Here is a 20,649-nt window from a genome sequence, read left to right as displayed (position 1 = left end):
ATACGCCATGACTTCGAGCCGTAACCCGTCGCCCCTGGCGCTGCCCGAGCAGCGCGTGGTGGCCGTCGACGACCTCTCGGTCACGTTCCGCCGCGAAGGCGCGACGTTCGACGCGGTGCGCAACGTGTCGTTTCACGTCGATCGCGGCGAGACGCTCGCGATCGTCGGCGAATCGGGCTCGGGCAAGTCGGTCACGTCGCTCGCGCTGATGCGGCTGGTCGAGCACGGCGGCGGCGAGATCACGAGCGGCCGGATCGCGTTCCGGCGCCGTGGCGGCGCGCTGGTCGATCTCGCGCGGGCGAGCGCCGCGACGATGCGCGGCATCCGCGGCGCGGACATCGCGATGATCTTCCAGGAGCCGATGACGTCGCTGAACCCGGTGTTCACCGTCGGCGACCAGATCAGCGAGGCGATCGCGCTGCACCAGTCGAAGGGCGCGGCCGAAGCCCGCGCGGAAGCGCTGCGGCTGCTCGATCTCGTGCGCATCCCCGAAGCGCGCCGCGTGTTCGCGCGCTATCCGCACCAGCTGTCGGGCGGGATGCGGCAGCGCGTGATGATCGCGATGGCGCTGTCGTGCCGGCCCGCGCTGCTGATCGCCGACGAGCCGACGACCGCGCTCGACGTGACGATCCAGGCGCAGATCCTGCAACTGGTGCGCGGGCTGCAGGACGAAATGAACATGGGCGTGATCTTCATCACGCACGACATGGGCGTGGTGGCCGAAGTGGCCGACCGCGTGCTCGTGATGTATCGCGGCGAGAAGGTCGAGGAGGGCGAGTCGGACCGCATCTTCGCGACGCCCGCGCATCGCTACACGCGGGCGCTGCTCGCGGCCGTGCCGCGGCTCGGCTCGATGCAGGGCACCGACGCGCCCGAGAAATTCCCGCTGCTGAAGGTGGACGGCACCAGCGCGACGGCCGCGGCGCCGACCACGACGTCCGCCGCGAACGACGCGCAGCCGCCCGTCGATCACGCCGCGCCGCCGATCCTGCGCGTGCGCGATCTCGTCACGCGCTTTCCGGTGAAGAGCGGCGTGTTCGGCCGCGTGTCGCAGTACGTGCATGCGGTCGAACGTGTGAGCTTCGAGCTGCGCGCGGGCGAGACGCTCGCGCTCGTCGGCGAATCGGGCTGCGGCAAGTCGACCACCGGCCGTTCGCTGTTGCGTCTCGTCGAATCGCAAAGCGGCTCGATCGAATTCGACGGCCGCGACATCAGCGCGCTGAAGGGTTCGGACCTGCAGGCGTTGCGCCGCAACATCCAGTTCATCTTCCAGGACCCGTTCGCGTCGCTGAACCCGCGCCTGACCGTCGGCTTCTCGATCATGGAGCCGCTGCTCGTGCACGGCGTCGCGAGCGGCAGCGAGGCGCAGGCGCGCGTCGACTGGCTGCTCGACAAGGTCGGCTTGCCGCCGGAGGCCGCGCGTCGCTATCCGCACGAATTCTCGGGCGGCCAGCGCCAGCGGATCGCGATCGCGCGTGCGCTTGCGCTGAATCCGAAGGTCGTGATCGCCGACGAATCGGTGTCGGCGCTCGACGTGTCGGTGCAGGCGCAGATCGTCAACCTGATGCTCGACCTGCAGCGCGAGCTCGGCGTCGCGTACCTGTTCATCTCGCACGACATGGCCGTCGTCGAGCGCATCAGCCATCGCGTCGCGGTGATGTATCTCGGCCAGATCGTCGAGATCGGCCCGCGCCGCGCGGTGTTCGAGGCGCCGCAGCATCCGTACACGAAGAAGCTGATGAGCGCGGTGCCGGTGGCCGACCCCGCGCGCCGGCATGCGCCGCGCCAGCTTGCCGCGGACGAGATTCCGAGCCCGATCCGCGCGGTCGGCGACGAGCCGGTCGTCGCGCCGCTCGTCGCGGTCGGCCCCGATCATTACGTCGCGACGCATCGCGTCGGCGGCGCGTACTGAACGCGCGGGAGGTCGCCCATGGACCGAAGCTGCGCACGAGCAAGGCAACGGCGTCTTTTCCCGAAAGGGGGCAGTCACGCCGCGATTTCCACCACGCGTTACCGAATCATCCACAGGAGCCCAGCAAGATGAACAAGTCGTATTCGTTCCCGATGTTCCGTCCGCGCGCGCTGTTCGCCGCGGGGGCCGGCGCGCTCGCGCTGTCGGTCGCGGTGCCCGCGTTCGCGCAGCAGAACGTCGTGGTCGCCGTGTACTCGACGTTTACGACGATGGACCCGTACGACGCGAACGATACGGTGTCGCAGGCTGTCGTCAAGTCGTTCTACGAAGGCCTGTTCGGTTTCGACCGGAACATGAAGCTCGTCAACGTGCTGGCGACCAGCTATACGGCGTCGCCGGACGCGAAGGTGTACACGGTCAAACTGCGCCAGGGCGTGAAGTTCCACGACGGCACCGACTTCAATGCCGCCGCGGTGAAGGCGAATTTCGACCGCGTGACCGATCCGGCGAACAAGCTGAAGCGGTACGGCCTGTTCCGGGTGATCGAGAAGACCGAAGTGGTCGATCCGAACACCGTGCGATTCACGTTGCGCGAGCCGTTCTCGGCGTTCATCAACACGCTCGCGCACCCGTCCGCGGTGATGATTTCGCCGGCCGCGCTGAAGAAGTGGGGGCGTGACGTGTCGCTGCATCCGGTCGGCACCGGCCCGTTCGAGTTCGTCGAATGGAAGCAGACCGACGACATGAAGGTGAAGAAATTCGCCGGCTACTGGAAGAAGGGCTATCCGAAGGTCGATGCGATCGACTGGAAACCGGTGGTCGACAACAACACGCGCGCCGCGCTGATCAAGACCGGCGAGGCCGATTTCGCGTTCACGATTCCGTTCGAGCAGGCGACCGATCTGAAGAGCAATCCGAAGGTGGACTTGATCGAGGCGCCGTCGATCATCCAGCGCTACATTTCGCTGAACACGCGGCAAAAGCCGTTCGATAACCCGAAGGTGCGCGAAGCGCTGAACTACGCGGTCAACAAGGAGGCGCTCGCGAAGGTCGTGTTCGCCGGTTACGCGACGCCGCAGACGGGCGTGGCGCCGACGGGCGTCGAATACGCAACGAAACTCGGGCCCTGGCCGTATGACCCGGCGAAGGCGCGCGCGCTGCTGAAGGAGGCCGGCTATCCGAACGGCTTCGAATCGACGCTGTGGTCCGCCTACAATCACACGACGGCGCAGAAGGTGATCCAGTTCGTCCAGCAGCAGCTCGCGCAGGTCGGCGTGAAGGTGCAGGTGCAGGCGCTCGAGGCCGGCGAACGGGTTGCCCGGGTGGAGAGCGCCCAGGATGCGGCGAAGGCGCCGGTGCGGATGTACTACAGCGGCTGGTCGGCGTCGACGGGCGAGGCGAACTGGGCCCTGTCGCCGCTGCTTGCGTCGGAGTCGGCGCCGCCGAAGTTGTACAACACGGCGTACTACAAGAACGGTCTGGTCGACGACGATCTCGCGCAGGCACTCTCCACGACCGATCGCGCGAAGAAGGCCAGCCTCTACGCCGATGCGCAGAAGCAGATCTGGGCCGACGCGCCGTGGATCTTCCTCGTGCAGGAGAAGATCGTCTACGCACGCAGCAAGCGCCTGCAGGGCATGTACGTGATGCCGGACGGCTCGTTCAACTTCGACGAAATCTCGCTGAAATGACGGCGGTTCACCCGCCACGCGGCGCCGGCGGCGCAATCCGCCGGCGCGTTGACCCGATCGGTGCCCCATGCTGAATTTTCTCGTCAAACGCCTGTTCGGCCTGCTGCCCACGCTCGCGATCGTCGCGGTGCTGGTGTTCCTGTTCGTGCACCTGCTGCCCGGCGACCCGGCACGGCTCGCGGCCGGCCCCGAAGCCGACGACGCGACGGTCGCGCTCGTGCGTGCCGATCTCGGGCTCGACAAGCCGATGCCGACCCAGTTCGCGAACTTCTTCGTGAAGATCGCGCACGGCGATTTCGGCATCTCGACGCGCAGCAAGCGGCCAGTGTCGACCGAGATCGGCGAGCGCTTCATGCCGACGCTGCTGCTCACGCTCGTCAGCATGGTGTGGGCGACGGCGATCGGGATGGCGATCGGGATCGCGTCGGCCGTGTGGCGCAATCGCTGGCCCGACCGACTCGGGATGACGATCGCGGTGTCGGGTATTTCGTTTCCCGCGTTCGCGCTCGGCATGCTGCTGATGGAGATCTTCTCGGTGAAGCTCGGCTGGCTGCCGGTCGTGCCGGACGGCACGTGGAAGAGCTACGTGCTGCCGTCGCTGACGCTCGGCGCCGCGGTCGCCGCCGTGATGGCGCGCTTCACGCGCGCGTCGTTCGTCGAGGTGCTGAACGAGGACTTCGTGCGCACCGCGCGCGCGAAGGGCGTGCACGAGCCGATGGTCGTGCTCAAGCATTGCCTGCGCAACGCGATGATTCCGGTCGTCACGATGATGGGGCTGCAGTTCGGCTTCCTGCTCGGCGGCTCGATCGTCGTCGAGGCCGTGTTCAACTGGCCGGGGCTCGGCCGCCTGCTGGTCGATGCGGTGACGATGCGCGACTACCCGGTGATCCAGGCGATCGTGCTGCTGTTCTCGCTGGAATTCATCCTGATCAACCTGACCGTCGACGTGCTGTACGCGGTCATCAACCCGACCATCCGGTTCAAGTGAGGCGCGCATGAACGCGACTGTCCAGCCCGCGGCGCCGGCCGCACCGACCGCGATCCGCACGCCGTGGCGCGAATTCTGGCGCAAGTTCCGCAAGCAGACCGTCGCGCTCGTCGCGGGCGGCTTCGTGCTGGCGCTCGTCGTGCTGGCATTCGTCGGCCCGCACATCGTGCCGTTCGATCCGGAGAACTATTTCGACTACGACGCGCTGAACGCGGGGCCGTCGGCCGTGCACTGGTTCGGCGTCGATTCGCTCGGCCGCGACATCTTCAGCCGGATCGTCGCGGGCACCCGCATCTCGCTCGCGGCCGGCTTCTTCTCGGTGGCGCTCGGCGCGGTGATCGGCACGTTCTTCGGGCTGCTCGCCGGCTATTACGAAGGCTGGTGGGACCGCATCACGATGCGCATCGCCGACGTGCTGTTCGCGTTCCCCGGCATCCTCCTCGCGATCGGCGTGGTCGCGATCCTCGGCAACGGGATGGTCAACGTGATCTGCGCGGTCGCGATCTTCAGCATCCCGGCGTTCGCGCGGCTCGTGCGCGGCAACACGCTGGTGCTCAAGCACATGACCTACGTCGAGGCCGCGCGCAGCATCGGCGCGTCCGACTGGACGATCATCATGCGGCACATCCTGCCGGGTACCGTGTCGTCGGTCGTCGTCTACTTCACGATGCGGATCGGCACGTCGATCATCACCGCCGCGAGCCTGTCGTTCCTCGGGCTCGGCGCGCAGCCGCCGACGCCGGAGTGGGGCGCGATGCTCAACGAGGCGCGCGCGGACATGGTGACGGCGCCGCACATCGCGGTGTTCCCGAGCCTCGCGATCTTCCTGACCGTGCTCGCGTTCAACCTGCTCGGCGACGGCTTGCGCGACGCGCTCGACCCGAAGCTGGAGCGCCGTTGATGCCGGCTGCATCGATGTGGACGGCGACGCTGCCGGCCGGGCCGCGCGGCACGATCGCCGACGTGCCGGGCGTGACGGTCGGCCATTGCACGCTCGATGCCGGCAGCGTGCAGACCGGCGTAACCGTCGTGAAGCCGCATCCGGGCGACGTGTACCGCAGCAAGGTGCCGGCGGGGGCGGCCGTGATCAACGGGTTCGGCAAGAGTGTCGGGCTCGTGCAGGTCGACGAACTCGGCACGCTCGATACGCCGGTCGCGCTGACCAATACGTTCGGCGTCGGCGCGGTCGCACAGGCGCAGATCCGCGCGGCGATCGCGGCGAATCCGCGGGTCGGCCGCGACTGGTCGACCGTCAATCCGCTCGTGTTCGAATGCAACGACGGTTACCTGAACGACATCCAGGCGTTCGCGGTCACCGCCGCGCACTACGACGACGCATGCCGCGCGGCGTCGCGCGACGTCGCACGCGGCGCGGTGGGCGCCGGGCGCGGGATGTCGTGCTTCGACCTGAAAGGCGGGATCGGTTCCGCGTCGCGCGTGGCCGTCGCGGCCGGCCGGCCCTATACGGTCGGCGCGCTCGTGCTCGCGAATTTCGGCCGGCTGCCGATGCTGACGCTCGGCGGCGTGCCGCTCGGGCGCATCGTCGCGCAACGGCGCGCGGCCGAAGCGGCCCACGCGGCGCCGCCCGAACAGGGCTCGATCATCCTGTTGCTGGCCACCGATGCGCCGCTCGACGCGCGGCAACTGTCGCGGCTCGCGCGCCGCGCGGGGGCGGGGCTGGCCCGCACGGGTTCCGTCTACGGGCATGGCAGCGGCGACATCGCGCTCGCTTTCTCGACCGCCTACACGATCGCGCACGACGCATCGACGATCGCGCTGCCGGCCCTCGTGGCCGATGCGGCGCTCGATCCGTTGTTCATGGCCGCGGCCGAAAGCGTCGAGCACGCGATCGCCGACGCGTTGCTGCAGGCGGTGACGGTCGCCGGGCGCGACGGCCACGTGCGGCAAGCGCTGCGCGACGCGGTACCCGATCTCGACCGGTTGTTCAACGAAGACAACGAAGGGCATCTGACCCAGTCATGAAGATTCTGATCTCGACCGACATCGAGGGCGTCGCCGGCGTATTCGCGACCGAGCAGACGCGCGCCGGCAATCCGGAATACGAACGCGCACGCCGCTGGATGACTGCCGAGGCGAACGCGGCGATCGAAGGCGCGTTCGCGGGCGGCGCGCAGGCCGTGTGGGTCAACGATTCGCATGGCGGCTATCGCAACCTGCTGCCCGACGGGCTCGATGCGCGGGCGCGCGTCGTGCTCGGCAAGCCGCGCACGCTCGGAATGATGGCGGGCCTCGAACAGCAGCCCGATCTCGTGTTCATGATCGGCTATCACGCGAAATCGCAGACGCGCGGCGTGCTCGCGCACACGATCAACAGCTTTGCGTTCACGCAGGTGTGGCTGAACGGCGTCGAGCTTGGCGAAGCCGGGCTGTGTGGCGCGCTGGCGCGCGAATACGGCGCACACGTCGCGCTCGCGACCGGCGACGACGTGTTCGCCGAGGAAACGCAGCCGCTGTTTCCGGACGCGCGCTTCGAGACGGTCAAGACGGCCGGCGGCGCATCGAGCGGCGAGACGCTCACGCCGTCCGCGTCGTGCGCCCGGATCGCGACCGCGGCGCGCGAGACTGTCGCGCAGGCGCTGTCATCCGGCCGGCGCGCGGGCACCCATCGGCCCGCGCCGGCCACCTGCACGCTGCGCGTACAGACGGCTGCGCTCGCCGACCTTTTCTGCGTGCTACCGTCGCTCGAGCGCGTCGATGCGGTGACGCTGCGCTTCGACGGGCCGTCGGTCGAGCACGTGGTGCGCACGCTGAACAGCCTGTCGGCGATGTCGTTCATGCTGCGGTGATGCGTGCCGCGACGATGCCGCCGGCGCGCGGCCGGTCAGTCGATCGCGACGGGGCGGGCCGTCGGGGCGAGCAGGAATGCTTCCATCGCCGCGACCAGCGCGAGCGGGGTTTCATTCATTGGATAATGGCCGGCATTGCGCAGCACGTCGACGCTGGCGAGCGGATAGCGCCGCAGGTAGGTGCGGGCCATCAGCGCCGCGTCGAACGCCGGATCGTGCTCGCCGATCAGTACCTTGACCGGATGGATGCCCGTGATCTCTTCGCTGAAATCCGTATCGGCCCACGCGCGGAAGTATGCGGCGAATGCCCGCGCCGACGAACAGGCTGCCGAATACGCGGCTTTCCACTCGATCCAGGCGGCGGGCAGCCGGTTGCCGGTGCTGCGGTCGATGATGGTCCGGCGATCGGCGAGGTGGTCGGCGGCCCGCTCGAATAACCCGCGTCGCGCGGCGTCGAACGGCAGGCCGCCGCACGGCACGGGTGCGATCGCCACCAGCGCGCGCACGCGGTCGGGCGCGATGGCGGCGATCTTCTCGATCGCCATGCCGCCCATCGAATGGCCGACGAGACTGAAGGTCGGAAAGCCGAGCGCGTCGGCGAGCGCGAGCGTATCGGCGGCGATCTCGTCGATCGTGTAGTTGCCGTGGGCGTCGCGCATACGGCCGTAACCTCGGTAGTCCATGAATACATAGCTGAAGTGCTCGCGCGACAGCCAGGCTTCGAGCGGTTCGAACGCGCGGGCGTCGCCGAACCAGCCGTGCAGCACGAGAACAGGGTGTGGGCCTTTCCCCACGCGATGAAACGTATTGGGCATGTCCGCTCCGATGAGGTTGCCATCCGGCCGACCAGGCCGGCGGGTGTCGCGGCCGCGAGGTCGTGCAACGGTGGAGCGGATCGTAGATCGTTCGAAGGCGACCCGCCTTCGATATCGGGTCATTGATGATGGAATTCGGGCCGTGAGAAATACGCTGCTAGATCCCTACGAACACATTCCCCGGAGCGTGGTCGTGCTCGACAACGACTTTGCGGCGGGCACGACGTTTCCGGATCACGCGCACGTGCGCGGGCAATTCGCGTTCGCGTCGCGCGGCACGATCAGCGTGTCGACGCCGCACGGGCGCTGGCTGGTGCCGCCGCAGCGCGCGTGCTGGGTGCCGGCCGGCGTGCGGCACGAAATGACGATGACCGGGCCGGTCACGATGCTCAATGCGTTCGTGTCCGTCGACGCCGCGCAGGCGGCCGGGCTGCCGACCCAGTGCGGCGTGTATGGCGTGTCGCCGCTGCTGCGGCAGCTGCTCGACGATGCGATCGACCTGCCGGCCATGTACGACGTCGACGGTCGCGCGGGCAAGCTGATGGATCTGTTGGTCGCGGAAATCGCGACGATGCCGCGCCTGTCGCTGCATGCGCCGCTGCCGGCCGATGCGCGGCTGGCGAAGGTGTGCCGGCACCTGTTCGCGGCGCCGTCGATCGACGCCGATCTCGACCGGGTCGCGGCCGACGCAGGCGTGAGCCGCCGCACGTTCACGCGGCAGTTCCGCGCGCAGACGGGCGTGAGTTTTGCCGCCTGGCGCCAGCAGGTCTGCATGCTCGCGGCGATTGCCCGCCTGACCGACGGGCAGCCGGTGACGCGCGTGGCGCTCGATCTCGGCTACGCGAGCGCGAGTGCGTTCACGTCGGCGTTTCGCCGCATTCTCGGCGACACGCCAAGCCGCTATCTCGAGATTCGTCGCTAGCCGGACGCCGCCAAAAAATACGCGTCCGCCAACTTCGGCCAGACGCGTTTAAAGGCACTCTGTCTGAAAAAAATGCGCGGGCCGCCTCAGGGGCAGCGTCGCGCATGATGCATGTCATTGTTGCTTCGTCTGATTTAATCCTGTCAGCTCGTTGCGGATAACGAAGCATACGCCGCATAACGCGCAAACGATATCGTGTCGACCCGCCGATTGATGTGCTGTCGCAGCATGCGTTTCAATGACGCGTTCGATATCGGGGCGGGAAGCCGATGACGACAGGCCTCCGCAGCCCCGTTGGTCACGATGCGGTGCACCATCGAATGATGGCGACGCCGTGCGCAAAAACGCCGTGTAGCGCGATGCCCGTCGGTATCGCGTCACACGGCGAAGCGGTTGCGCCCGAAGCCGTCAAGCGCCGGCGCGTGCGTGCGTCAAACGTCGAAGAACACGGTTTCTTCCGGCCCCTGCATGCGGATGTCGAAGCGGTAGACGACCGGCCGGCCCGGCTGCGCGTCGCGTTTCGCGACGAGCGTCGCGCGGCGCTCGGCCGGCACCGCGTTCAGCACGGGGTCGATCGCGTTCGCGGCGGCTTCGTCGTCGAAGTACACGCGTGTGAACGCATGGGTGAGAATGCCGCGCATCATCACGGTCACGTTGATGTGCGGCGCCTCGTCGGCGGCGACGCGGCCCGGCTTCACCGTCTCGACGACGAAGCGCTGCTGCGGGTCGGTGCCCGTGCCGACTCGCGCAAAGCCCGTGAAGCCGGATTTCGCGATGTCGTCGCGCGACGCGGGGTAGCGGCCCGCGCCATCCACCTGCGTGAATTCGAGCACCGCGTCGCCGACCACGTTGCCGTCGCCGTCGAACACCTGCCCGACCAGCAGCACATGCTCGCCCTCGGCGTGCGCCGCGGCAATCGTCGGCGTGAACAGGCTTTTCAGGTCGTAGTCGTATTGTTGCGGGCACAGGCCGTACGCGAAGTACGGGCCGACCGTCTGCGAAGGGGTTTGCTTCAGCGTCGTCATGGTTCAGCGCTCCATCGGGGTGGCGTCGCGGCCGCGCAGCACGATGTCGAATTCGTAGCCGAGCGCATAGCCTTCTTCGGTGATGTCCATCGAGAAGCGCGAGATCAGGCGCTCGCGCGCGGCTTCCGGCGTGCCCTGGAAGATCGGGTCGTACGCGAGCAGCGGATCGCCGGGGAAGTACATCTGCGTGACGAGACGCGAGCCGAAGTAATCGCCGAACAGCGAGAAGTGGATGTGATTCGGGCGCCACGCGTTCGGATGGTTGCCCCACGGATACGCGCCGGGCTTGATCGTCAGGAAGCGGTAGCGGCCTTCGTCGTCGGTCAGGCAGCGGCCCGCGCCGAGGAAGTTCGGGTCGAGCGGCGCGTCGTGCTGGTCGACCTTGTGCACGTAGCGGCCGGCCGCGTTGGCCTGCCACACCTCGACGAGCGTGTTGCGCACGGGCTTGCCGCCTTCGTCGAGCACGCGGCCGGTGACGACCATCCGCTCGCCGAGCGGCTCGCCGTTCTTCACGGCGTTCTTCGTCAGGTCGTGGTCGAGCGCGCCGAGATCTTCCGCGCCGTAGACGGGCGCGTACTGGTCGCGGAGTTTCTCCTTCAGCGGGATCAGCGGGCGGGTCGGGCCGCGCTTCACGGACGAACGGTACTCGGGGTGGACATAGGCCGGATGCGACGGCCAGTCGCGCGGCGTGAGGATCGTGGGGGAATCCATCGGGCGTCTCCTGGTAAGTATTGGGCGAGGTGGATGGCACGACTTTAGCCAATCCGGAAAGTTATGAAAAATGACCTTTTCTCGCGAATCGCATAACCATTCGTTATGTTCGTCCGGGCAATGAAAATCCGCCGGACAGAAAGCCTGTCCGGCGGAAAAAAGCGATCGGGCTTCGCGTCGTCGGTGACGACCCCGTGCACGGCCCTCCAGCCAGCCCGTCGCTGTTTTTTGTCGTTCGTTCTCGTTGTTATCCGGTCTCCCCGAGCGTGCCCGTCGTCAGGGATGGCGGGGATCGAACACGATCCCGTCGAATTCGAGCGCCAGCGTGCCGTCGCGCAGCAGGGCCGACGGTGTCGCCGCGTGGCCGGCACCGAGCACGTCGGTCACGTACTGCGCGCAGAAACCGCGCCGCGCGCGCAGGTCGAAGCGGCTGCCGAGCAGCGCGTCGATTCGCTGCTCGGCCAGCGCATGGATGCGGCGTTGCGCGTCGGCCGACGCCGCCGCGACGCGGCGCGCCAGCGCGATGCGTCCGCCGTCGGCACGGGCAACGAAGCGCGACAGCGGCGTGAGCTTCGTCCACGCGAATACCGTGGGCTCGGCGATCAGCGGTTCGTCGCCCGACGTATCGACGACGATGCCGAAGCGGTTGGCCCACGTGCCGGCCGACCCGGCCGTGGCATCCGGTGCACCGGCCGGCACGCGGATGAACACGAGATCGCCGACGTGCGCGCCGGCGGCCAGTGTGCGCACGGTGGCGAGCGGCATCGTGCGATCGGTGTCGCGTGCATCGCGCGGTGCGGTGGGGTGCGGTTCGCAGGCGGCTGTGTCGATTCGGGTGGTCATTTCGGCTCCGTCGTTGCATGACAGGACGGAGCGGATTATGCAGACAAGTATCCAAAAGTGCTGATGTGGATGCGTGGGTAGCCTAATATCCGACCTCGAGCATCATTTTTTGATACTGACATGACCGAGACCGCCCAACTCATCGAAACGCTGAAGCGCCAGCTCAAGGCGCAGGGAATGACTTACCGGGACGTCGCGCGCGCGCTCGACGTCTCCGAGACGAGCGTGAAGCGGCTGTTCGCGAGCGGCCGCTTCACGCTGGAGCGCGTCGCGGAGATCGCGCAGCTGCTCGGCTATACACTCGCCGAGCTCGTGCAGGAAGCGTCGGCATCCGCGCCGCGCCTGCGCGTGCTGACCGAGCAGCAGGAGGCGTTGCTCGTGTCGGACGAGAAGCTGCTGCTGGTCGCCGTCTGCGCGATCAACTACTGGACCGTGCAGGACATCGTGGCGGCCTATCGGCTCACGCAGGCCGAATGCGTGAAATACCTGCTGATGCTCGACCGGATGAACGTGATCGCACTGCTGCCCGGCGACCGGATTCGCGTGCGGGTCGCGCGCGATTTCGATTGGCTGCCGGGCGGGCCGATCCGCCGTTACTTTCACGCGCATGTGCTCGACGACTTTCTCGGCAGCCGCTTCGACGGCCCCGGCGAGACGATGACGTTCCTGCAAGGGATGCTGACGGACGCGGCCGCCGCGGAGCTCGAGCAGGAACTGCGGCGGCTCGCCAGCAAGGCGGCGGCGCTGCATGCGGAGTCGTCGTCCGCGCCGCTCGGGCAGAAGCACGGCACGGCCCTGCTGATCGCGAAACGGATCTGGGAGCCGACGGGATTCCACGCGCTGCGGCGCCACGAATGACGCGGCGCCGAACACTTGGGCCTTTCCGGAAAGTTATGCAAAATGGCGATTCATCGTCATTCGCATAACCACCCGTTATGAATAACCGTATCGCCGACGGCCGCGTCAAATTCCGGCACCTGCAATGCTTTCTCGCGGTCGCGCAGCTGGGCGGCGTGCAGAAGGCGGCCGAAAGCCTGTCGATCACGCAACCGGCCGTGTCGAAGACGATCGCCGAACTGGAGGCGATCCTCGGCGTGAAGCTGTTCGAGCGCGGCCGGCACGGCGCGCAGCCGACTCGCGAAGCGCAACTGTTCATGCCGCACGCGAATGCGTGCGTGCTGGCGCTGCGGCAGGGCGTCGGGCTGCTGGCGCGCGAGGGCGGCGCGGCAGCCGCGACGCTGGAAATCGGCATGCTGCCGACCGTCGCGGCCTCGCTCGCGCCGGCCTTGATGAAGGCGCTGACCGCGCGCTGGCCGCGCATCGTCGTGCGGATCGCGACGGCCGCGAACGCCGAGTTGCTCGAGCGTCTGAAAGCCGGGGCGATCGAATGCGCGATCGGGCGGCTGTCGGAGCCGGAGCGGATGATCGGGCTCGCGTTCGAGCAGTTGTACAACGAGCCGCTCGTCGCGGTCGTGCGCGCCGGGCATCCGCTGCTCGCGAGCGCGGCGCCGGCCGCCGAGCTGGCGCGCTATCCGGTCGTGCTGCCGCCGTTCGGCACGCTGATCCGCCAGTCCGCCGAACAACTGCTCGGCGCATGCGGCGCGCCGCCGCTGGATTCGTTCATCGAGGTGCTGTCGGTATCGGTCGCGCGCGCGCTGGCGCTCGAGAACGACGCGGTCTGGTTCGTGCCGCTCTATGCCGCCGAATACGATCTGTCGGCCGGTGCGCTGGCGCGCCTGCCGCTGCCGGCGGCGGGCACCGACGAGCCGGTCGGGCTCGTGCTGCGTACCGATGCGCAGCCGTCGCCGGTCGCGCGCACGCTGATCGACGCGGTACGCGACATCGCGCGGTCGCGGTTCGGCGAGGCGCGCCCGCACCGGGCGTCTCGCGCGGCACGCAAGCCTGCTCGCGGCAAGCGTTGATCCGTCGGGCCTGGGGCGATCTCTTTCGTTGCCACAGGATTGGCCATCCGGTCAGTAGCCGTCGTCGGGGTGCTTGGCATATCGTACCGTTTTTGATACGATGGACGACAAGACGATGGCGAGACAGCAGATTCAGGGCACGCTCGGCGTGCGGTTCTTCCGGACGGCCCGCGGCCACGAGCCGGTGCGCGAATGGCTCCATGCGCTCGGGCAAGCGGAGCGAAGGGCGATCGGCGAAGAGATCAAGACCGTTCAACTCGGCTGGCCGCTCGGCATGCCGCTGGTCCGGAAGATGGCGAAGGATCTGTGGGAGATCCGCGTGACGGTGCCGGGGCGAAGCGCGCGCGTGCTGTTCACGGTCGTCGGCGACACGATGGTGCTGCTGCACGGCTTCTTCAAGCAGTCGCGGGCCACGCCGTCGGACGATCTCGACGTGACCGTCGCGCGCCTGAAAACGCTGATGCGCGCCATCTGAATTCCCCGGTTGTGCCGGAACGCACCGTCTCCGACGGTCGGGCAGCCGGCAACGCCATGCACCTGGAGTACGACATGACGACCACGAACAATCCGTATATCGGCAGCGATTTCGACGCCTTCCTCGAAGCTGACGGCAATCTCGAAGCGGCCACCGCCACCGCGATCAAGCGCGTGATCGCGTGGCAGATCGGGCAGGAAATGAAGGCGCAGCACATCACCAAAACCGCGATGGCCGCGAGGATGAAAACCAGCCGCGCCGCACTCAACCGCCTGCTCGACGAAACCGACACGAGCCTCACGCTGGCGACGCTCGCGAGCGCGGCCGCCGCGCTCGGCAAACGGCTCAGCTTCGAGCTGGTGCCGGCCTGAGCGGCGCGAACGAACGGCGCGCGGCCGGATCGGCGTGATGGTTCGCGCGACGGGTGTGGCGAGCTGGCGGGCGTCGACCCGCGGGCGCTTGCCGGGTCATCGACGCGGGCCGGTGGTGATCTGCAAATAAAGCAGTGCACCGCCCGCCAGCAGCAGCGGGCACAGGAAATACCAGCCGGTCGTCACGAACAGTCCGGCGACCGCAATCAGCGAAATCCACGCGCAGCGGTACGCGATGCCGCCGCGCGGCAGCAGCTTCAGCGCGGCTGCCGCGCCGAGCCCGTACACCATCACGAAACATCCGGACGTCACGAGCACGAGTGGCTTCGGCCCGACGTCCGACAGCGCCGTGGCGGCCAGCGCGACGGCCGCCAGCACCGCGATCACGCCGAGGCTGCGACGCGGCACGCCGCCGACCTGGCTGCCCTGCGCGAGCCACGCAGGCAATGCGCCGTCGCGTCCGAGCGCGGCGCCGAGCTTGGCTGCGCCGGCGAAATACGCGTTCATCGTGCCGAGCGTGAGCAGCAGCGCGGCGGCCGCGGCCAGCACCTGCGCATGGCCGCCGATGCCGCCCGCGATCAGTTCGGCGAGCGGCGCGCCCGAGGCGCCCGCGGAAGGCCCGAGCACCGTCACGCTCGCGGCCGCAACCGACAGATACAGGAACCCGACGACCACGACCGCGATGCCGGCCGAGCGCGGCATGTCGTGCGCAGGCCGGCGGAATTCGGCGGCAAGGTGCGTGATGGCTTCCCAGCCGGCGAAGCTCCACACGAGCAGCGCGGCGGCCTGGCCGACGGCGAGCCAGCCGTGCGGAGCGAACGGATGCAGGTTCGCGGCGCGCGCATGCGGCGCGGACGCAAGCACCGCGGCGAGCAGCAGCGCGACGAGCAGTGCCGACAACACGAGTTGCATGCGGCCCGACACGGTGACGCCGAATGCGTTCGCGGCCGATACGGTCGCGATCAGTGCGGCGGCGGTGACGATGACCGTCGTATGTCCGCCGCCCGTGACGGCCGCGACATAGGCGCCGCCGAACATCGCGGCGGCCGGCGCGCCGGCCGGCACCGCGAAATAGAAGCACCAGCCGACGATGGCCGCGGCCTTCGGGCCGAATGCGCGCCGCGCGTAGGTCGACACGCCGCCCGCATCGGGATAGCGGGCGCCGAGTGCGGCGAAGGTGGCCGCGAGCGGCCCGGACAGCACGACGAGCGCGGCCCACGCGAGCAGCGAGGCAGGCCCGGCGGCGTCGGCGGCGAGCGCGGGCAGCGCGATCACGCCGGTGCCGAGCACCGCGCCGATATAGAGCGCGGCGCCCTGGAAAATGGTCAGCGAACCCGCGTGATGGGCAGCGGGCGAATCGGCATGCGAAGGCATGAGCGGCAGTCTCCGGAAGGTCTTGTTTTGTGTGGGTGACGCGCGGAAGTTCGCGCGGTCGATCGTTCGATGCTACCCGAACGATGACGCGCGCGCGGCGCGGCGATCAGTAGTCCGGTGCCGCTTGCGTGTCAGCCGATGTCAGCAGGAACGCGCGAGCCGCAGACGTGCGTCCTCGCGCGCGGCGGGCGGCAGGTCGGGCGCGTAGTGGAACGTACCCGATACCAGCGATGCGACGGGCACGCCATCGCGAAACAGCACGCGGTTGCCGGCCAGCGCCGGCACCTTGTCGCCCGGCAGCAGCGTGCCGGCGAGATTCAATGGGTCGGCGCCCGTCACGCATACGTATTGTCCGTCGCCCGGTTGCCGCCGCAGTTCGCGCAGGATCGGGATGGCCTCGGGCAGTGCGAACTGTTCGCCCGCGAGCCCGGCGACGAAGCGTCCGCCGCGAATCTCGCCGCGTGCTTCGAGGCGTTGCAGCACGCGCACGAGTTCGCGCCAGCTCGGCAGCCAGTCGCCTTCGCGTTCGAGCAATCGCCAGAACACGACGCCGTAGCGGCGCAACAGCGTCCACACGATATGTTCGAGCGCGTCGGGATCGGTCGTGGCGGGGCCGCGTTTCGGCGCGGGCGCGTCGTCGTCGGGCGGTGCCTGACGCTGCACGAGCGCCCAGCGCCCTGCGTCGTCCATCCCGCCGATCAGCGCGCCGCCGCGCCGCGTGCGAGGCGCATAGGTCGCGCTGCGCTTGACGGCCGGCTTCAGCAGCGCGCGCAGGCCCGCGTAGCTGTCCGCATTGACCAGGCCGGCCGACACGAGTTCACCGAGCGCCTGTTCGAGCTCGATGGGCAGCATGTGCAGATCGTCGAGCAGTGCATCGAAGAACATCGCGCCGTGCGCGGCGAGTGCGTCGCGCACTTGCGTGGCGCGCGCGGACAGTGCCGGTTGCGCATCAGGGTCACGCAGCGCCTGCCATGCGGAAAGATGGCGGCGCGGCAGCAGCACGATCGGCGTGGTCTTCACGGGCGTACCGGCCGCGCGCGCCGGCGCGCCGATGCGGGTCCATACCAGCTTGCCCGAGCGGCACAGCTCGTCGAGGCCGCCCGCCGTGTAGTCGGTGAGCCGCGCGGGCAGCAGCGCGTCTTCCCACGCGCTCGCCGCGGCCTCGTAGCCTTCGAGCTGTTCGACCACGGCTGCCAGCGCGTCGCGGCCGGTGCCGCGCGTATCGGGTGTCAGGTGCTGCCAGTGGAACAGGAAGCGCATGAAATCGGCGCGTTCGACCGGTTCGATCTCGCGGCGCAGCCGCTTCACCGTATAGCGATGAATGCGTGCGAGCAGATGGCGTTCGCACCATTCGTCGGTCGTCGCGCCCGGCGTGAAGCGGCCGCGCATTACGTAGCCTTCGCGCTCCAGCGCGGCGAGCGCCGTCGCGATCGACGCGGGCGGCAGGCCGAGCGGCGCGGCGATCGCATCGAGCGTGAGCGGCCCGAAGCCGGTGAGCCGCGCGCGGATCACGTCGACGAGCGCCGCATCGGCTTCCCACGGCTGCGCGCACGCGGCCGGCACCTTGAGCGCGGGTGTCGCGCGGGCGTCCGGATGCAGCGCACGCACGCAGACGAGCCGCTCGACCGGCACCCACAGCGCGGCGCCGCCCGGCGTCGCGAGTTTCGTCGCGCGGCGGCGTTCCACGAGTTCCGCGAGTCGCTCGGGCCAGCCTGCGTGGGTGTGCGCCTCGCTGTCGGCGACGCAGGCGAGGGTGAGCAGCGCATCGTGCATCTCGTCGGCATCGCGCACGAGCGGCCACGCTTCGTCGCGTACCGCGTCGATCGCGTCGGCGTCGAGCGCACCGAGGTCATCGGCCGATTCGGGATCGCTCCAGCGGCGCGACTGCACGGCCTGTGTGCGGCGCTCCTCGAGCGGCGCATCGTCGAGGAACGCGTAGGGCTTCGCGTTCAGGATCTCGGCCGCGAGCGGCGACGGCGCGGGCAAGTCGCGCGCGACGAGCTCGATCGCGCCGCTTTCGATCCGGCGCAGCAGCGCGAGCCAGCCGTCGGTGTCCATTGCGTCGTGCAGGCAATCGTCGAGTGTCTGGTCGACGAGCGGGTGATGCGGAATTTCGCGTTCGCCGACGATGTTCTCGAGGCACGCGACCTGGTCGGGAAACACCGTCGCGAGCAGATCGTCGCTCTTCATCCGCTGCAGTTGCGGTGCGGTGCGCCGGCCGCCGGTGAAACGCGGCAGCGCGAGCGCGGCGGTCGCGTTCCAGCGCCAGCGCACGCCGAACATCGGCGCATCGAGCAGCGCCTGGATCAGCACGTGCTCGGCGCTGGCCGAACGCAGGTAGCGCCACACCTCGTCGAGCGCGAAGCTGTGCGCGAGCGACAGCGACAGGATGATCGCGTCGTCGGTTGCAGCGGCCTGCAATTCGAAGTTGAAGTTGCGACAGAAGCGCTTGCGCAGCGCGAGCCCCCATGCGCGGTTGATGCGGCTGCCGAACGGCGAATGGATCACGAGCTGCGTGCCGCCCGATTCGTCGAAGAACCGCTCCATCACGAGCGTGTCCTGCGTCGGCAATGCGCCGAGCGCGGCGCGGGTGCGGGCGAGGTAGTCGGCGATCTGGCGCGCGGCGTCGGGCGACAGGTGGAGATCGTCGACGAGCCAGCGCAACGCGGGCGCGAGGCGGCTTTCGGTGGGGGCGAGCGCGGTGCCGCCGGGCGCGTTGTCGGGCGAGGCGGGCGGCGCGTCAGTCTCGGCGGCCGCTTTTCGGGATTTGCCGCGGGTGGCCGTCTTGCCGGCCTCGGTGACGTTCGCGTGCTTCGCCGCGTTGGTCCGCGCCTGTCGATCGCCGTCCGCGAACAGCCCGTCGAGCCGCGCACGCAGCCGGCCGACCGCCGCCGACAGTTCATCGCTGCGCCCCAGCCCCTCGCCGAGCCAGAACGGAATGCTCGGCGATTGGCCCTGCGCATCCTCGACGCGCACGCGGCCCGTTTCCACGCGAATGATCCGGTACGACTGGTTGCCGAGCTGGAACACGTCGCCGGTCAGGCTCTCGATCGCGAAATCCTCGTTGACGGTGCCGACCTGGATGCCCTGCGGTTCGAGCAGCACCGCGTAGTCGGCCATATCGGGGATCGTGCCGCCGGAAGTGGTCGCGGTCATCATCGCGTTGCGGCGGCCGCGCACGGTGCCGCCGACCACGTCGCGGTGCAGGTACGCGCCGCGCACGCCGCGACGGCTCGTGAATCCCTCGGCGAGCATCTTCATCACTTCGTCGAAGCGCTCGCGCGCGAGCCGCGCGTACGGCGCGGCGCGCGTGAAGCTCGCATACAGCGCGTCTTCCTGCCATTCCGCGCACGCGACTTCGGCGACGATCTGCTGCGCGAGCACGTCGAGCGGCGCTTCGGGAATCCGCAGCGCATCGAGTTCGCCGCGCTGCACGCAGTCGAGCAGCGCCGCGCATTCGACCAGCTCGTCGCGCGACAGCGGAAAGAGCCGCCCCTTCGGCACGCCGCCGACGTGGTGCCCCGAGCGGCCGACACGCTGCAGGAACGGCGCGATGCCGCGCGGCGAGCCGACCTGGCAGACGAGATCGACGTCGCCGATGTCGATGCCGAGTTCGAGCGACGCGGTGGCGACGAGCAGCTTCAGTTCGCCGCGCTTCAGGCGCTGCTCGGCGTCGAAGCGGTGCTCCTTCGCGAGACTGCCGTGATGCGCGGCGATCGCGTCCTTGCCGAGCCGGTCGGCGAGATGGCGCGCCATGCGCTCGGCGGTACGCCGCGTGTTGACGAACACCAGCGTCGTGCGATGCGCGGCCGCGAGCCCGGCGATGCGGTCGTACACCTGTTCCCACACGTCGGTCGCCATCACCGGTTCGAGCGGCACGTTCGGCAGTTCGAGCGCGAGGTCGCGCTCGCGCGTGTGGCCCGTGTCGACGATCGCGCAATCGCGCGGCGCGTCGGCCGGCCCGCCGACGAGGAAGCGCGCGACCGCGTCGATCGGCTTTTGCGTGGCCGACAGCCCGATGCGCGGCAGCGCGCGCCCGGTCAGCGCGTCGAGGCGTTCGAGCGACAGCGCGAGATGGCTGCCGCGCTTGGACGACGCCAGCGCATGGATTTCGTCGACGATGACCGAGCGCACGTTCGACAGCATCTGCCGCCCCGACGTGGACGACAGCAGCACGTACAGCGATTCGGGTGTCGTGACGAGGATGTGCGGCGCGCGCTTGCGCAGCGCGGCGCGCTCGGCCTGCGTCGTATCGCCGGTGCGCACCGCGGTGCGGATCGCCGGCACCGGCAGGCCGAGCTGCGCGAGCGATTCCGCGATGCCGGCGAGCGGCGCGTCGAGGTTCACGTGGATGTCGTTCGACAGCGCCTTCAGCGGCGACACGTAGACGACCAGCGTCGCATCGGGCAGCGTGCCGTCGTGCGCGAGCGCATCGCGCACCAGATCGTCGAGTGCGCACAGGAACGCGGTGAGCGTCTTGCCGGAGCCGGTCGGCGCGGCCACGAGCGTCGAGCGGCCGGCCTTGATGTGCGGCCACGCGAGCGCCTGCGCGCCGGTCGGCGCGGCGAACGTGCGTGTGAACCACGCGGCGACGACCGGGTGGAACACGTCGAGCGCACGGGCGGCAGGGCGGGTAGCGGTGACGTCCATCGGAGCGTTGAAATAGGGTGCGAGCGGGGTGCGAGCGCGCGGATGCATCGCACGCGAATCGAATCGTCAGTGTGCCAGACGTCACGGGTGCGTGCCGGGCATGCGTGCCGACGATTCACCCTCAGGTGGGGGCCTGCGCTGCA

The 20,649-nt window shown here is 69.1% G+C and carries 17 protein-coding genes; 11 read left to right on the top strand and 6 right to left on the bottom strand.

What is annotated here, in order from left to right; genetic code table 11:
- Positions 1-7: 7 nt before the first annotated feature.
- From AP428_RS21385 to AP428_RS21360, 6 genes are all read left to right on the top strand, one after another.
- Positions 8-1,912, top strand: coding sequence for a dipeptide ABC transporter ATP-binding protein (locus AP428_RS21385; protein WP_054928382.1), 1,905 nt, complete (start codon positions 8-10; stop codon positions 1,910-1,912).
- 128 nt (positions 1,913-2,040) lie between these two features.
- The gene (gsiB, locus tag AP428_RS21380; protein ID WP_011547901.1) at positions 2,041-3,603 is read left to right on the top strand and encodes a glutathione ABC transporter substrate-binding protein GsiB; all 1,563 of its coding nucleotides are present in this window, start codon (positions 2,041-2,043) and stop codon (positions 3,601-3,603) included.
- Positions 3,604-3,670: 67 nt separating this feature from the next.
- The gene (gene gsiC, locus AP428_RS21375; protein WP_006479236.1) at positions 3,671-4,591 is read left to right on the top strand and encodes a glutathione ABC transporter permease GsiC; all 921 of its coding nucleotides are present in this window, start codon (positions 3,671-3,673) and stop codon (positions 4,589-4,591) included.
- A gap of 7 nt (positions 4,592-4,598) precedes the next feature.
- Positions 4,599-5,492, top strand: coding sequence for a glutathione ABC transporter permease GsiD (gene gsiD, locus AP428_RS21370; RefSeq protein ID WP_023476683.1), 894 nt, complete (start codon positions 4,599-4,601; stop codon positions 5,490-5,492).
- A complete protein-coding gene (locus tag AP428_RS21365) occupies positions 5,492-6,574 on the top strand; it encodes a P1 family peptidase (RefSeq protein ID WP_054928381.1) in 1,083 nt (360 codons plus the stop codon). The genes gsiD and AP428_RS21365 overlap by 1 nt, the downstream gene beginning before the upstream one ends.
- Entirely contained in the window at positions 6,571-7,398 is an 828-nt protein-coding gene (locus tag AP428_RS21360; protein WP_054928380.1) for a M55 family metallopeptidase, read from the top strand. The genes AP428_RS21365 and AP428_RS21360 overlap by 4 nt, the downstream gene beginning before the upstream one ends.
- Before the next feature lie 35 nt (positions 7,399-7,433).
- On the opposite strand, the gene AP428_RS21355 is transcribed toward AP428_RS21360, so the two are convergent.
- Positions 7,434-8,213: an alpha/beta fold hydrolase gene (locus AP428_RS21355; RefSeq protein WP_054928379.1), complete on the bottom strand. Its 780-nt coding sequence runs from the start codon at positions 8,211-8,213 to the stop codon at positions 7,434-7,436.
- 142 nt (positions 8,214-8,355) lie between these two features.
- Here AP428_RS21355 and AP428_RS21350 point away from each other — a divergent pair, with 142 nt between their 5' ends.
- Positions 8,356-9,135: a helix-turn-helix domain-containing protein gene (locus AP428_RS21350; protein WP_054928378.1), complete on the top strand. Its 780-nt coding sequence runs from the start codon at positions 8,356-8,358 to the stop codon at positions 9,133-9,135.
- 431 nt (positions 9,136-9,566) lie between these two features.
- On the opposite strand, the gene pcaG is transcribed toward AP428_RS21350, so the two are convergent.
- The 3 genes from pcaG to AP428_RS21335 form a co-directional block, all read right to left on the bottom strand.
- Complete coding sequence (gene pcaG, locus AP428_RS21345; protein ID WP_006479229.1) at positions 9,567-10,160, bottom strand: protocatechuate 3,4-dioxygenase subunit alpha; 594 nt, start codon at positions 10,158-10,160, stop codon at positions 9,567-9,569.
- Positions 10,161-10,163: 3 nt separating this feature from the next.
- Positions 10,164-10,871 (bottom strand): protocatechuate 3,4-dioxygenase subunit beta, encoded by a 708-nt coding sequence (pcaH, locus tag AP428_RS21340; RefSeq protein ID WP_011547893.1) that lies wholly within the window; start codon positions 10,869-10,871, stop codon positions 10,164-10,166.
- Between the two features lie 276 nt (positions 10,872-11,147).
- Entirely contained in the window at positions 11,148-11,714 is a 567-nt protein-coding gene (locus AP428_RS21335) for a YiiX/YebB-like N1pC/P60 family cysteine hydrolase (protein WP_054928377.1), read from the bottom strand.
- Between the two features lie 120 nt (positions 11,715-11,834).
- Between AP428_RS21335 and AP428_RS21330 the strand changes: the two genes are divergently transcribed.
- The 4 genes from AP428_RS21330 (at position 11,835) to AP428_RS21315 (ending at position 14,482) form a co-directional block, all read left to right on the top strand.
- Positions 11,835-12,572: a helix-turn-helix domain-containing protein gene (locus AP428_RS21330; RefSeq protein WP_054928376.1), complete on the top strand. Its 738-nt coding sequence runs from the start codon at positions 11,835-11,837 to the stop codon at positions 12,570-12,572.
- Between the two features lie 77 nt (positions 12,573-12,649).
- Entirely contained in the window at positions 12,650-13,636 is a 987-nt protein-coding gene (gene pcaQ / locus AP428_RS21325; protein ID WP_054928375.1) for a pca operon transcription factor PcaQ, read from the top strand.
- 115 nt (positions 13,637-13,751) lie between these two features.
- Positions 13,752-14,111: a type II toxin-antitoxin system RelE/ParE family toxin gene (locus AP428_RS21320; RefSeq protein WP_054928388.1), complete on the top strand. Its 360-nt coding sequence runs from the start codon at positions 13,752-13,754 to the stop codon at positions 14,109-14,111.
- A 74-nt stretch (positions 14,112-14,185) separates the two neighbouring features.
- Complete coding sequence (locus AP428_RS21315) at positions 14,186-14,482, top strand: XRE family transcriptional regulator (protein ID WP_006479223.1); 297 nt, start codon at positions 14,186-14,188, stop codon at positions 14,480-14,482.
- Positions 14,483-14,578: 96 nt separating this feature from the next.
- Here the strand turns inward: AP428_RS21315 and AP428_RS21310 are convergent, their stop codons facing one another.
- The gene (locus AP428_RS21310; RefSeq protein WP_054928374.1) at positions 14,579-15,856 is read right to left on the bottom strand and encodes an APC family permease; all 1,278 of its coding nucleotides are present in this window, start codon (positions 15,854-15,856) and stop codon (positions 14,579-14,581) included.
- Positions 15,857-15,997: 141 nt separating this feature from the next.
- The gene (locus AP428_RS21305; protein ID WP_054928373.1) at positions 15,998-20,506 is read right to left on the bottom strand and encodes a DEAD/DEAH box helicase; all 4,509 of its coding nucleotides are present in this window, start codon (positions 20,504-20,506) and stop codon (positions 15,998-16,000) included.
- Positions 20,507-20,649: the final 143 nt, after the last annotated feature.

The sequence above is a fragment of the Burkholderia sp. E168m22 genome (genome assembly GCF_001319805.1).
Classification (GTDB): domain Bacteria; phylum Pseudomonadota; class Gammaproteobacteria; order Burkholderiales; family Burkholderiaceae; genus Burkholderia; species Burkholderia orbicola.
This window is presented reverse-complemented; position numbering and strand designations above follow the sequence as displayed.

Coding starts and splice junctions, on each gene's coding strand:
- AP428_RS21355 (WP_054928379.1), bottom strand. CDS start 8,213: ATGCCCAATACGTTTCATCGCGTGGGGAAAGGCCCACACCCTGTTCTC.
- AP428_RS21310 (WP_054928374.1), bottom strand. CDS start 15,856: ATGCCTTCGCATGCCGATTCGCCCGCTGCCCATCACGCGGGTTCGCTG.
- AP428_RS21320 (WP_054928388.1), top strand. CDS start 13,752: ATGGCGAGACAGCAGATTCAGGGCACGCTCGGCGTGCGGTTCTTCCGG.
- AP428_RS21315 (WP_006479223.1), top strand. CDS start 14,186: ATGACGACCACGAACAATCCGTATATCGGCAGCGATTTCGACGCCTTC.
- pcaH (WP_011547893.1), bottom strand. CDS start 10,871: ATGGATTCCCCCACGATCCTCACGCCGCGCGACTGGCCGTCGCATCCG.
- AP428_RS21365 (WP_054928381.1), top strand. CDS start 5,492: ATGCCGGCTGCATCGATGTGGACGGCGACGCTGCCGGCCGGGCCGCGC.
- pcaQ (WP_054928375.1), top strand. CDS start 12,650: ATGAATAACCGTATCGCCGACGGCCGCGTCAAATTCCGGCACCTGCAA.
- AP428_RS21305 (WP_054928373.1), bottom strand. CDS start 20,506: ATGGACGTCACCGCTACCCGCCCTGCCGCCCGTGCGCTCGACGTGTTC.
- AP428_RS21385 (WP_054928382.1), top strand. CDS start 8: ATGACTTCGAGCCGTAACCCGTCGCCCCTGGCGCTGCCCGAGCAGCGC.
- AP428_RS21335 (WP_054928377.1), bottom strand. CDS start 11,714: ATGACCACCCGAATCGACACAGCCGCCTGCGAACCGCACCCCACCGCA.
- gsiC (WP_006479236.1), top strand. CDS start 3,671: ATGCTGAATTTTCTCGTCAAACGCCTGTTCGGCCTGCTGCCCACGCTC.
- pcaG (WP_006479229.1), bottom strand. CDS start 10,160: ATGACGACGCTGAAGCAAACCCCTTCGCAGACGGTCGGCCCGTACTTC.
- gsiB (WP_011547901.1), top strand. CDS start 2,041: ATGAACAAGTCGTATTCGTTCCCGATGTTCCGTCCGCGCGCGCTGTTC.
- AP428_RS21330 (WP_054928376.1), top strand. CDS start 11,835: ATGACCGAGACCGCCCAACTCATCGAAACGCTGAAGCGCCAGCTCAAG.
- gsiD (WP_023476683.1), top strand. CDS start 4,599: ATGAACGCGACTGTCCAGCCCGCGGCGCCGGCCGCACCGACCGCGATC.
- AP428_RS21360 (WP_054928380.1), top strand. CDS start 6,571: ATGAAGATTCTGATCTCGACCGACATCGAGGGCGTCGCCGGCGTATTC.